11 protein-coding genes and 2 riboswitches are annotated in these 11,330 nt (G+C 64.9%); of the genes, 4 read left to right on the forward strand and 7 right to left on the reverse strand.

What is annotated here, in order from left to right; translation table 11 throughout:
* Positions 1–756 (forward strand): cobalt-precorrin-6A reductase, encoded by a 756-nt coding sequence (locus tag ACZ9EJ_RS19335; RefSeq protein WP_052764680.1) that lies wholly within the window; start codon positions 1–3, stop codon positions 754–756.
* Here ACZ9EJ_RS19335 and ACZ9EJ_RS19340 read toward each other — a convergent pair.
* From ACZ9EJ_RS19340 to ACZ9EJ_RS19370, 7 genes are read right to left on the reverse strand one after another with little or no spacing between them, the layout of a single operon-like run.
* Positions 732–1,499, reverse strand: coding sequence for a precorrin-3B C(17)-methyltransferase (locus ACZ9EJ_RS19340; protein ID WP_046641825.1), 768 nt, complete (start codon positions 1,497–1,499; stop codon positions 732–734). The genes ACZ9EJ_RS19335 and ACZ9EJ_RS19340 overlap by 25 nt on opposite strands.
* Positions 1,496–2,236 (reverse strand): precorrin-2 C(20)-methyltransferase, encoded by a 741-nt coding sequence (locus ACZ9EJ_RS19345; protein ID WP_046634729.1) that lies wholly within the window; start codon positions 2,234–2,236, stop codon positions 1,496–1,498. Before ACZ9EJ_RS19345 ends, ACZ9EJ_RS19340 begins: the two co-directional genes overlap by 4 nt.
* The gene (locus ACZ9EJ_RS19350; protein WP_046641826.1) at positions 2,233–2,862 is read right to left on the reverse strand and encodes a precorrin-8X methylmutase; all 630 of its coding nucleotides are present in this window, start codon (positions 2,860–2,862) and stop codon (positions 2,233–2,235) included. The genes ACZ9EJ_RS19345 and ACZ9EJ_RS19350 overlap by 4 nt, the downstream gene beginning before the upstream one ends.
* On the reverse strand, positions 2,859–4,172 hold the full coding sequence (gene cobG, locus ACZ9EJ_RS19355) for a precorrin-3B synthase (protein ID WP_046641827.1): 1,314 nt from the start codon (positions 4,170–4,172) through the stop codon (positions 2,859–2,861). The genes ACZ9EJ_RS19350 and cobG overlap by 4 nt, the downstream gene beginning before the upstream one ends.
* A complete protein-coding gene (cobN, locus tag ACZ9EJ_RS19360; protein WP_251090769.1) occupies positions 4,169–7,678 on the reverse strand; it encodes a cobaltochelatase subunit CobN in 3,510 nt (1,169 codons plus the stop codon). The genes cobG and cobN overlap by 4 nt, the downstream gene beginning before the upstream one ends.
* 16 nt (positions 7,679–7,694) lie before the next feature.
* Positions 7,695–8,732: a cobalamin biosynthesis protein CobW gene (gene cobW, locus ACZ9EJ_RS19365; protein ID WP_046641829.1), complete on the reverse strand. Its 1,038-nt coding sequence runs from the start codon at positions 8,730–8,732 to the stop codon at positions 7,695–7,697.
* Positions 8,729–9,139 carry a DUF1636 family protein gene (locus ACZ9EJ_RS19370; RefSeq protein ID WP_046641830.1) on the reverse strand — a complete coding sequence of 137 codons (411 nt, stop codon included), beginning with the start codon at positions 9,137–9,139 and terminating at the stop codon, positions 8,729–8,731. Before ACZ9EJ_RS19370 ends, cobW begins: the two co-directional genes overlap by 4 nt.
* Before the next feature lie 105 nt (positions 9,140–9,244).
* Positions 9,245–9,453, reverse strand: a riboswitch (cobalamin riboswitch).
* Positions 9,454–9,512: 59 nt separating this feature from the next.
* Positions 9,513–9,726: riboswitch (cobalamin riboswitch) on the forward strand.
* A 37-nt stretch (positions 9,727–9,763) separates the two neighbouring features.
* Between ACZ9EJ_RS19370 and ACZ9EJ_RS19375 the strand changes: the two genes are divergently transcribed.
* From ACZ9EJ_RS19375 to cobO, 3 genes are read left to right on the forward strand one after another with little or no spacing between them, the layout of a single operon-like run.
* Complete coding sequence (locus ACZ9EJ_RS19375) at positions 9,764–9,940, forward strand: CbtB domain-containing protein (protein ID WP_046634740.1); 177 nt, start codon at positions 9,764–9,766, stop codon at positions 9,938–9,940.
* Positions 9,941–9,953: 13 nt separating this feature from the next.
* Positions 9,954–10,718: a CbtA family protein gene (locus ACZ9EJ_RS19380; protein WP_046641831.1), complete on the forward strand. Its 765-nt coding sequence runs from the start codon at positions 9,954–9,956 to the stop codon at positions 10,716–10,718.
* Positions 10,715–11,329, forward strand: a complete 615-nt coding sequence (cobO, locus tag ACZ9EJ_RS19385) for a cob(I)yrinic acid a,c-diamide adenosyltransferase (RefSeq protein ID WP_046641832.1) — start codon at positions 10,715–10,717, stop codon at positions 11,327–11,329. The genes ACZ9EJ_RS19380 and cobO overlap by 4 nt, the downstream gene beginning before the upstream one ends.
* Position 11,330: the final 1 nt, after the last annotated feature.

An 11,330-nucleotide genomic window follows, 5' to 3' on the forward strand; every position in this document is an offset into this window, starting at 1 on the left:
GTGCAACGCTCCATCCTCATTCTCGGCGGCACGGCGGAAGCTCGTGCGCTGGCCGGACAGCTTGCCGGCGATCCACGGTTTACCGTCGAGCTGTCGCTTGCCGGCCGCACCCGCGCGCCGGCCGAGCAGCCCGTGCCGGTGCGTGTCGGCGGTTTCGGCGGCGCCGAGGGGCTTGCCGCTTACCTCCGGCAAAAAGGTGTCTCGATCCTCATCGATGCGACGCATCCTTACGCAGCCCAAATCTCCCGCAACGCTGCCAAAGCTGCCGAGATGTCCGGTGTAACGCTTGTCGCCCTGCGTCGGTCGCCCTGGCTGCGGCAGCCCGGTGATCGCTGGATCGAAGTTGAGAGCGTTGCCGATGCGGTCCACGCCCTGGGAGTGGTCCCGCGAAAAGCGTTTCTGACGCTCGGACGGCAGGAGCTTCTGCCCTTCGAGGCTGCGCCCCACCACACCTATCTGGTCCGCAGCGTCGATCCGGTCGAACCGCCGCTTGCCGTCCCGAACGCGGTCTATCTGACGGCGCGCGGACCCTTCGGGCAGGCGGACGAAGCCAGGCTTCTGCAAGACCATGGCATCGAGGTGATCGTTGCCAAGAATAGCGGCGGGCCGGCAAGCTACGGGAAGATCGCCGCGGCGCGCGATCTCGGTATCGACGTCATCCTGATCCGCCGTCCGGTCCTGCCGGATGTACCATCCGTCGAAACTGTCGGTGAAATGCTCGCCTGGCTCGATCATGCGCCAGCGCCTTTGAAATAACGCGGGGAATAGACGATCGGCCGCTGGTTCTCCCGCTCGATCACCCGCGTTTCCGCGGTGCCGACGATCACGCAGGTCGCCATGTCGGCCATATCGCCTGTCGCTTCCGCAAGCGGCACGATGCGGATGACTTCATCCGGCCGGCCGGCCGCTCTGCCGAAGATCACCGGCACGGTGCCGGGCAGATGGGCGCGCAGAATATCGAAGGCCTCGCCGAGTTGATGCGGGCGGGCCTTGCTGACTGGATTGTAGAAGGCCATGACGAAGCCGGCCGTTGCTGCGGCGATCAGACGTTTCTCGATCACATCCCAGGGCTTGAGATTGTTCGAAAGCGAGATGGCGCAGAAATCATGGCCGAGCGGCGCGCCGGCCTTGGCCGCCACGGCCAGCATCGCGGTGATGCCCGGCACGACCGAAAAATCGATCTCGCGCCAAACGGCTGGGCCTTCGTCGATTGCCTCGCAAACCGCGGCTGCCATGGCGAACACGCCGGGATCACCGCCCGAGACGACACAGATCTTGCCTCCGCCCGCCGCCATTTCGAGCGCGGCGCGTGCGCGAGCCAGTTCCTCGCGATTATCGGAGGCGTGGCGGCGTTGGTCGGGCCGGAGGTTCAGCCGGTCGATATACGGAAAATAGCCGAAAAAATCCTCTGCGGCCGTAACTGCCGAGAGAGCCTCCGGCGTCATCTGGTCCGGATTGCCGGGGCCGAGGCCAACGACGGTCAGCGAACCCGTTTTCATGGCCGGGCCTTCCAGCCGGGCACGAGGACGATGGAGAAATAGGGCGCCGGGCTCTCGTCGCGCTCTTCCAGTTTTTGAGCGGTCCCGTTGGCCATGGTGCCACGCTCCACGTAGAGCGCGCCGGATAGCTTGCCGACCGAGGCCAGCGCTCGCCGGATCTTCGGCAGGTTGCGGCCGACTTTCATGATCACTGCGCCGTCGGTGTTTCCGAGCCGTTCCGCGAGCTTTTCTTCGGACAGTGTGCCGGGCAGCACGCTCAAAATATCGTCGCCTTGGACGAGCGGCATCCCGGTCATAGACCAGCAGCCGGACATGGCGGTGACGCCTGCCACGACTTCCGCCTGGTAGCGATTGGCCAGCCGCACATGCAGATGCATGTAGGATCCGTAGAAAAGCGGATCGCCCTCGCTCAGCACGGCGACATTCTTGCCGGCATCGAGGAGCGTGGCGATATCTTCCGCAGAGCGATCGAAGAAATCGGCGATCGGGCCGCGATAATCGGCCTCGTCCTTATGGGTCTCGACCGTGACCGGATAGACCAGCGGCAGTTCGAGCGTGCCCGGCCGGATATGCGCCTCGACGATGGCGCGGCCGTTGCCGCTCGAGCCTTTCTTGCAGAAGAAGGCGATCACATCCGCTTCGTTGATGGCGCGTACCGCCTTCAGCGTCAGCAGTTCGGGATCGCCGGGTCCCGTGCCGACGCCCGTGAGCTTGCCCTTGAGGAGTGCGGCGTTCAAAGTCCGGCCCTCGCCAGCGCGTTGACGCAGGCAGCCGTCATCGCCGAGCCGCCCATGCGGCCGCGCACGATCGCATAGGGAATGCCGAGCGTCGCTTCCATCAGCGCTTCCTTGGATTCCGCAGCGCCGACGAAACCGACCGGCATGCCGATGATCGCGGCAGGACGCGGCGCGCCGGCATCCAGCATTTCGAGCAGGCGGAACAGCGCGGTCGGGGCATTGCCGATCGCAACGACTGCGCCCCCCATCTCGTCCCAGAGATCCAGGGCGGCGGCCGAGCGGGTGTTGCCGATGGTCTTTGCAAGCTCGATCGTGCGGCTGTCGCGCAGCGTGCAGATCACCTGGTTATGGGCCGGCAGGCGGGCGCGGGTAATACCGTGCGCCACCATTTCGGCGTCGCAATAGATCGGCTTGCCGGCATGAAGCGCGCCGCGTGCCTGGGCAACGAAATCCTTGGAAAACCGGAAATACTGCGCCGCCTCGACCAGCCCGCAGGCGTGGATCATGCGCACCGCGATGTCCGCCTGCTCCGACGAAAAGGGCGAGAGGTCGGCTTCCTCGCGGATGATCGCGAAGGATTTTTCGTAGATCGCGTCGCCTTCGCGGATGTAATCGTAACTGTTCATGGTCGTCCTGACATAACGGCCGCAGCAAGCCGGCGCGGTCCCAGACGGGCGAGGCAGGCTGCGGAATTTTCACCGGCCTGCCGCTCGTTACGGACGAGATCGGCGATGCGGCGAAGGGAGTTGTTGGTATCGGCAAAAGCGACCGAGGCAAAGGGCTCTTCGGCCGCTTTTCCTTGCGTGATCAGCGAAATGCCGGCGGTGGTTCCGCAAAGTGCAAGCGCGGAGGGTTCGGGATGGGCGCAGCCCTTGGGGCAGCCGGTCACGTGCAGCTTGAACGAACCGTCCAGCAGGTCGCCGCAATCCCGTGCTGCTTTGGCGGCGAGTTCATGGGTGGCGATGGCCGCGGAATTGCAGGCCGGGCTTCCGGAGCAGGCGGCTATGGCCGAACGCGGATCGCTCGGCGAGGTGACGAAGCCGTTGCCGCCGGCAAAGGCGGTCAGCGCTTCGCAGGCGGTTTGAGCGGCGAAAAACAGGAGCGAATGGTCGAGAGCGGGTTTCAGGAATTGTATTCCCAGCCGCTCGGCTTCGGCGCAAAAGACGATCAGGTTATCGGCATTCGCCTGGCCAAAGGCCGGGCCGATGCCCGCCGCGACAAGATCGTTGACGAGGCGGAACGTGTTGAACGGTGAGGTAGGGTGGATGACGGTGTCGTTCTTCGGCAGTCCGGCCGCGAGGTCGCGCCCTCGCGCCCTGATCCCCATCCCTGCGAGTTTGCGAAGCAGTTCCAGCGTCGCGGAGATCGCATCTGTTTCACGTAAAACATTGAAAATGCGGCCGGTTGCCTCGGTGCCGCCCAGAAGCAGCTTCCAGCGCATGCCTTCCTCGTTGGAAACGGCAACGAGCCGGATATCGGCCAGTAGGTCGGAAAGCCGGAGCTGTCCGCCACCGTCAACCACCACCGACATCTTTGGCGCGAGGCCGACAATCTCCCGTGCACCTCGGCGGATCGCCTCGGCTATCGGTCGCGGGTCGGCGATCTCGGTCTTGTCGATCCCGGCCAAAGGCGGGGTTTCGACGGCCAGGCCATCGCGAAGCGGCAGGTTCAGGGCCCGGACCTCGGCGTCGAGAAGTGGGGCCGAGGCCTCGCTCAATCCCCGGATTTGCAGGTTGCCGCGCGCGGAGATATCGAGAATGCCGTTGCCGTGGCGCCGTGCCAGCCGGCAGAGTTCGGCGAGTTGTGCCGGCGTGATCGCCTCGGTCAGCGCCACGCGGGCGAGAAGCCCGTCGCCGGTCATCATCGGGGCCGACAAAGCGGGGCAGGCGCCTCGGCGCATGTCCAGCGTGTTTCGGTCGAGGGAGAGTGCCGTCATGCGACCTTCTCCCGCGTGAGCATTTCGAGCTCGGCATCGACCGCGTTGCGGCGGGGATGCCAGAGACCGCGGCGAAGCGCCGAGCGGAACCGCTCGGCCATGAAACGGGCGCCTTCGGGGTTCTGTTCCAGCAGGAAGTCGAGGACCTTGTCGTCGCCGAGATAGGCGTCGTAGGTCGCCTCGATCAGCGACTGGGGAATGGCATGGGTGGTCTCGGCAAAGCCGATCAGCCGATCGACCGTCTCCACCAGTTCGGCGGCGCCGCGCGGGCCGTGGCGCATCTGGCCGGCGATGAAACGCGGATTGACGGCGCGGGCGCGCACCACGCGGGTCACCGCTTCGGAGATCGAGCGGGCGCGGGGCTTTTGCGGATCGGTCGTGTCGAGCGCGATGATATCCGCCTTGCCGCCGAGTGCCGCGACGGCCGCAGCAAAGCCTCCGATGAAGGCGACATCGGCCGAGCCGTCCAGCAGGTCGCGGCCGGGATCGTCGCCGGTATGGACGAGAAGATCGGCGGTTCCGATGCGGTTTGCGAACTGGCCGGGCACATGGCTGGCGTCGCCTTCCGCGCCGCCAAAGGCATGGCTGGTGGCATCGAGATAGAGGCGGCCGAGCTCCTCGCGTTCCACCCAGGTGCCATCCGCAAGCTTTTCCTCGATGCCGGACCCGTAGGTGCCGGGCGCGGAGCCGAAGATGCGGGGCGGTACGTGTCCGAGGTTGACGGCCTCTTCTGCAAGAGGGTTGTCGCCCGGCGCTTCCTCGCGGGCGGCGATGGCGCGCATCGCGGCATCGAGCAGGGCGATGAGAGCCGGAAACATGTCGCGGAACAGGCCGGAAATCCTCAAGCTCACGTCGACACGCGGACGGCCGAGCGTTGCCGGCGGCAGGACTTCGATACCGGTGATCCGGCCCGTCGCCATATCCTGAACAGGTCTTGCGCCCATCAGCGCCAGGACCTGGGCGACTTCCTCGCCGCCGCTGCGCAGGGATGCGCTGCCCCAAAGATCGAAAACGAGGCTTTTTGGCCAGTCGCCGTGGTCCTGCAGATAACGCCGCAGGATTTCGTCGGCCGCGCGCTTGCCGAGTTCGAAAGCAGTCGGCGTCGGTAGGGTACGGGGGTCGCTGGCGAAGAGGTTGCGGCCGGTCGGCATCACGTCGCGGCGGCCGCGCGCAGGCGCCCCGGACGGACCCGGATGGATGTGTCTTCCGTCCAGCGCGTCGAGCAAAGCCTGGCGTTCGGTTTCGGCGCTTTGAACGCGAAGCAAGTCGTCGTCGCCGGGCGCGACCTGCCCGAAGATGTGCTGACCGTCCTTGATCGAAAAGTCCTTGAGATCACAGAGAAAGGCGTCGATGCGGCTGAGAGCGGTATCCGGATCGTCATCGTTCGAAACGCCGGCCTCTCCGGCCAGGCCGGTATCGCGGGCGGTCTCGACGATCAGCTTGGCCAGCCGGTCGCGGCGACGGCGATCGAGCCCGTCGGCCTGCGCATATTCGTCGACCAGCAGTTCCAGCTTTTTCTGTTCGTCGGAAAGGCCGGCACCGGCCAGAACTGGCGGCAAATGGCCGATGGTGACGGCGGCAATCCGCCTTTTGGCGACCGCCGCCTCGCCCGGATTGGAGACGATGAACGGATAGATGACCGGCAGGCCGCCGGTGACGATCTCGGGGAAGCAGTCCTTCGACAAAGCCACGGTCTTTCCCGGCAGCCATTCGAGCGTGCCGTGCGCACCGACATGGACGATCGCATGCGCGTCCAGCGTTTCGCGCATCCATTGGCCGAAGGCGATCAGGGCGTGGCGCGGGGGCAGGTCGGGGCTGTGGTAGTCGGCTCGGCGGTCGGCATTGCGGCCGCGATCGGGCGCGAGTGCGACAGTGACATTGCCGAAGCTTGCGGCGCGAAAACGGAAAGCGCCGTCTTCCAGGTCTTCATCGGTTTCAGGGGCGCCCCAAGCCGCCTCCGCCGTAGGCACGGAGCTGTAGGCTGCGAGCACATGGGTAGCGGATTTTGCACTCAGATCATCGAGAAGGTCACGCGGGGTCTCTGGAATATCCGAAACATTGTAGCCGGCTACTGATAGCTCGTTCAGCATCCCGAGTACGCTCTGCGGCACGTCCAGGCCGACGGCATAACCGGTGCGTCCCGGCGCGCTCGGGTAATCCGGCATCAGGATGACGATCTTGCGCTCGGCACGAGGTGCCGCCTTCAGCCGCAGGAAAGCGGCGATCCGATCGGCGACCTGTTCAACGCGGTCCGGTTCCGGCTGGTTGACGAGGTTGGCGGAATTGTCCCCCGCCTTGAAGGAGATCGCGCCGGCCAGGATGCGCCCGTCGAGCTCCGGCAGGACGACGTGCATGGCGAGGTCGGCGGGGTTGAGGCCGCGCCGGTTTTCCGCCCAGCCTTCGCGCCGTGTGGTGGCGATGACGATCTGGAATACCGGCACGCCGGTGCGGTCGAAGATCGTTTCGCCGTTCTCGTCCGTGCCGCTGGCAAAGGCGGTGGTGGAAAGGATTGCCGCGGCTCTCAGGTCCGAGATCGCCTGTCCGACGAAGGCGACAGCGTCGGCATCCTTCAGGCCGGAGACAAAGATGGGTACCGGCGCGAAACCACGGTTAGCTAGCGCTTCGAACAGTGCGTCGATCGGTGCGGCATCATTGGCCAGCAGCATGGAGCGGTAGAACAGGATCGGCAGGCGCGGTGCATCCGATGCGAGGCTGGCCAGCAGGTCATCGGCCGCGACGATGCCCTTTCCCGGCTTGTAGTATCCGGCCTTCGGCATCGGTGCTGCCGGAGGCAGAGGTTCCGTTCTACCTTCGGCCAGGGTCGTCAGCAATTTTGCGAGGAGCCGCATATTGTCCGGCCCCCCTTCGCGGAAGCAGGCCAGGATGCCGGCGAGCTGGTTTTCCGAAACCGTCGAGGCCCCGGCGAGACGTTCGTCGCGGATGCTGCATTCGCCCGGAAGCAGGGCCAGCATGATCTTCCTGGAGCGCGCCAATCGGGAAAGCTCCTCTACGCCGTAGGACCAGCGGTCATAGCCGCCGAGGATGCGTACGAGGATGACTTTGGCATGCGCCGCCGTCTTCTCGATCCACAGGTCCACCGACATGGGGTGGCGGAGATCGGAGAGGTTGGTGAGGCGGAGAGTTGGAGGAATGGGGGGACTAAGCTTGTCCGAGTTGTGGTCGGAGGGGCCACCCCCCTCTGGCCTGCCGGCCATCTCCCCCTCAGGGGGGGAGATCGAATCGTGGCTAGGCCTCGCGTCACTCCGGCGTTGGCTTTTGAGGAAGGCGGGTGCATCTTGCCAATCTCCCCCCTTGAGGGGGAGATGGCCGGCAGGCCAGAGGGGGGTATCGCTCCCGCCGCTTGCAGGCTTATTCCACACGGCCGCAATGCCGTTCAGGTCGCTGCCGGAAAAGGACAGCACCACCACGTCGGCCGGTGACTGGTTGAGGTCGACCGGTTCGATCAGGTCGTCGAGAGACGACGATGTGGTGGCGAGTATGTGCATCCTTCCCTCGGGCCTCTTATGCGGCCAGCATCCTTTCGATCGCTGCGCGGTCGATACCTTTTTCGCCGATCACGACAAGGCGGCTTACCCGCGCTTCGCCGGGTGCCCAGGCGCGGTCGAAATAATGGTTCACGCGCGATCCTACCGCCTGAACCTGCAGGCGCATCGGCTTGTTCGCGACTTCCACGAAGCCTTTTATGCGCAGCACGTTTTCGGCTTCGGCCGTCGCGGAGATGCGGGTGGCCAGGCTTTCAGCATCGGTCACTGCGGCCAGATCGACGACGAAACTGTCGAAATCGTCGTGATCGTGGTCGAGTTCGTCATCATGGTGGGTCTTGCGGTTTTCGATATCGTCCTCAACAGCAAGGCCGAGACCGATCAGCACGGCCGGGTCGATGGCGCCATTGGCGGCCGAGACGATTTTCACGGCACGCGGTAGATGTGCTGCGACGCGGTCCCTGGCGGTCGCGAGGCCGGCGGCATCGAGAAGGTCGCTCTTGGTGAGCACGATCATGTCGGCGCAGGCCACCTGGTCCTCGAACACTTCCTCGACCGGATCGTCGTGGTCGATCGAGCCGTCCGCCTGACGCTGGGCTTCCAGCGCTTCGTGGTCGTCGGCAACGCGGCCTTCGGCGAGCGCCAGCCCATCCACGACGGCAATCACCGCGTCGACCGTCACCCGTGCCTTGACGTCCGGCCACTGGAAGGCCTGGACGAGCGGCTTCGGCAAGGCGAGGCCGGAGGTTTCGACGAGGATATGGTCGACGCGCGGCTCCATGGCCAGGATACGGTCGATTGCCGGCACGAAATCGTCGGCGACCGTGCAGCAGATGCAGCCGTTGGCAAGTTCGATGATGTTGTCTTCCGGGCAGCTTTCGATGCCGCAGCCTTTCAGCACGTCGCCATCGATGCCGACATCGCCAAATTCGTTGACGATGATCGCCAAGCGCTTGCCCTTGAGGTTCTCGATCAGGTTTCGGATCAGCGTGGTCTTGCCGGCTCCCAGAAACCCGGTGACGACGGTGCAGGGAACGCGGTCGAACGAAACGCTCATGATGGCATGTCCTCGTGATGATGAAAGGGTGGAATACGGGCCGTCATGCCCTTGCCGCGCAGGCAGGTGGGACGGCCGCGAAGGGGAAGGAAACCGCGCTCGTCCTCGGCCAGCATCATCGCGCCGGTAACGATGTCCTCGACATTGTCGAGCGACAGATGCCCGAAGACATAGGACCAGCCGCTCTTGTGGTTGAAGGCGGCGCTCGGGCTCTTTTCGCAATTGGCAAGGCAGGTGACGGGCTTGACGGCGAGCGGCTTGCCGGCGGCCGCTTCACGCAGTGCCGCGATCAGCGCGATACCCGGCCGGATTTCGCCGTCGGAGGCGTCACGGCAATTCGTGCAGACGAAAATCGTCACATCTGCCGGGCTGGCGATAGCCGGATCATCTGGTCGGTGGTCACTCATCGGTCAGCCGCGTTCCCGCCGGGGTCGAAAAATCGGGGCGCGGAGCAGAAGGCCAAAACCGTCTGCGGTGATCGAGAAACTTCGCCCGGAGCACCCCGCCCGGTGAAGCAAAATTATCGGACGGCAGGTCTCCTGGCTCGCGGGTCGCCGCCATTTGCCTGCCTTCCCGGATTTCTCCAGTGGCCTCTCGGCAAACGGCTCGCCGCCTACAGTTGCGGGGGCAGCCGCGGCATTGATCCTTAGGAAAGGATCGCACCGCATTCTCTCTTAGCCCTCCCCGTTGCCGGAAAGGGACCATCTCCCTTCACCTAAGCCCGGTCGCACACCCATGTCAATGCGTCGCAAAGGCGATTGCCGTGACGCCGAATTCGTCTATAGTGGCCCAGCCTATGGTGCCCGGAAGGGTTTTAGAGGGAATGCGGTGCGACGAATTCTGTCGTCCAACCCGCGGCTGCCCCCGCAACTGTAAGCGGAAAGTCTTTGCCCAAAACGGCCGTTCGGCCGTCAAGCCACTGGAGAAATCCGGGAAGGCGGGTAAAGGCGTCCGATCCGCGAGCCAGGAGACCTGCCAGAGGCGGCAAAGAACGTGAACGGCCCTCGGGTGGAGGGCGAAAGGACGAGACCATGGTTACGAATTCTGCTGCAACCGCAGTCGGCATTTCCGCTTCGAAGATCATTCCCCTCAGCATGACGGCCCTGCTCGGCCTGTTCATCGTCGGTTTTGTCGGCTTCTCGCATCTGGAAGTCGTCCACAATGCCGCGCATGACACGCGCCACTCGCTCGCCTTCCCCTGCCACTGAGGAGTTCTCCCAAATGTCGCTGTTTCGTAACATCGTCTTCACGGCGGTGATCGCCGGGCTTTTGTCCGGATTGCTGCTCACCGTGATGCAGAGCTTCTCCACCGTGCCGCTGATCCTGCAGGCGGAAGTGTATGAAAATGCCGCGCCCGAGACAGGCCACAGCCATGACGCGGCACCTGCCGCTGCCGGCACCGCGGCACCTGCTGCCGAGCATCACCACAGCGAAGAAGCCTGGGCTCCTGCCGATGGCTTCGAACGTTTCATCTATACTGCTGCCGCCGACATGCTGTCGGCTATCGGCTTCGCCCTTGTCCTCGTTGCCGCTTCGGAAGCCTTTGGGGGCTTCAAGGGCTGGCGCGGCGGCCTGATGTTCGGCATTGCCGGCTTCCTCGCCGTCATCCTCGCGCCCGGCCTCGGCCTGCCGCCGGAACTGCCCGGCATGCCGGCTGCCGAGCTCGGACCGCGCCAGATCTGGTGGCTCTCGACGGCTGTCTGCACGGCAATCGGCCTCGGCCTTCTCGTCTATACCCGCTCGGCCGTGTTCGCGGCACTTGCTATCGTGCTGCTGATCGCTCCGCATCTCGTCGGCGCGCCGCTCCCGCCAAGCCATGAAACGGCGGTCCCGATGGATCTTCATGCCCGCTTCGTCAACGCCGTCTATGCCACCAACCTGGTGTTCTGGGCCGTGCTCGGCGCGCTTACCGGTGTGGTCCGCGAAAGATTCCGGGCCGGCGAGGAAGCTTCTGCCGGATCTCCGGCGAAGCTCGCTTCCCGGTGAAGGAGATCGACGAGGCGTCCGTCGAGCGCCATCGCGCCAAGATGGCGAACCGCAAGGCGGTTCAGGATGCGGAAGTGGCCGAGAAGACCCAGGAAAAGGGTCTTCTCATCGTCCATACCGGCTCGGGCAAGGGCAAATCCACCGCCGCCTTCGGCCTGGCGCTGCGCATGCTCGGCAACAACCGCCGCGTCGGCGTCGTGCAGTTCATCAAGGGCGCCTGGTCGACCGGGGAGCAGCCGGCGCTTGCCGTCTTCGGTGACCGCGTCGTCTGGCACACGATGGGCGAAGGTTTCACCTGGGAAACCCAGGACCTGAAGCGTGACGTTGCTGCGGCGGAGAAGGCCTGGGAAAAGGCGCTCGAGCTGATGGCGGACGAGACGATCGGACTGGTCATCCTCGACGAACTCAACATCGCGCTTCGTTATGACTATCTCGATCTCGACAAGATCGTCGCGACGCTCCAGGCGCGGCGGCCGGACCTGCATGTGGTCGTTACCGGCCGAAACGCCAAGCAGGCGCTGATCGAGGCCGCCGACATGGTCACCGAGATGACGCTGGTCAAACATCACTTCAAGGCGGGCGTGAAGGCCCAGGCCGGCATCGAGTTTTAAG

It is taken from the genome of Neorhizobium sp. USDA 3394, from assembly GCF_056280385.1.

Bases quoted from the DNA above. Each gene is read 5' to 3' on its own strand.
- cobG (WP_046641827.1), bottom strand. From the start codon at position 4,172: ATGACGGCACTCTCCCTCGACCGAAACACGCTGGACATGCGCCGAGGC.
- ACZ9EJ_RS19340 (WP_046641825.1), bottom strand. From the start codon at position 1,499: ATGAAAACGGGTTCGCTGACCGTCGTTGGCCTCGGCCCCGGCAATCCG.
- ACZ9EJ_RS19375 (WP_046634740.1), top strand. From the start codon at position 9,764: ATGGTTACGAATTCTGCTGCAACCGCAGTCGGCATTTCCGCTTCGAAG.
- ACZ9EJ_RS19380 (WP_046641831.1), top strand. From the start codon at position 9,954: ATGTCGCTGTTTCGTAACATCGTCTTCACGGCGGTGATCGCCGGGCTT.
- cobN (WP_251090769.1), bottom strand. From the start codon at position 7,678: ATGCACATACTCGCCACCACATCGTCGTCTCTCGACGACCTGATCGAA.
- ACZ9EJ_RS19350 (WP_046641826.1), bottom strand. From the start codon at position 2,862: ATGAACAGTTACGATTACATCCGCGAAGGCGACGCGATCTACGAAAAA.
- cobW (WP_046641829.1), bottom strand. From the start codon at position 8,732: ATGAGCGTTTCGTTCGACCGCGTTCCCTGCACCGTCGTCACCGGGTTT.
- ACZ9EJ_RS19370 (WP_046641830.1), bottom strand. From the start codon at position 9,139: ATGAGTGACCACCGACCAGATGATCCGGCTATCGCCAGCCCGGCAGAT.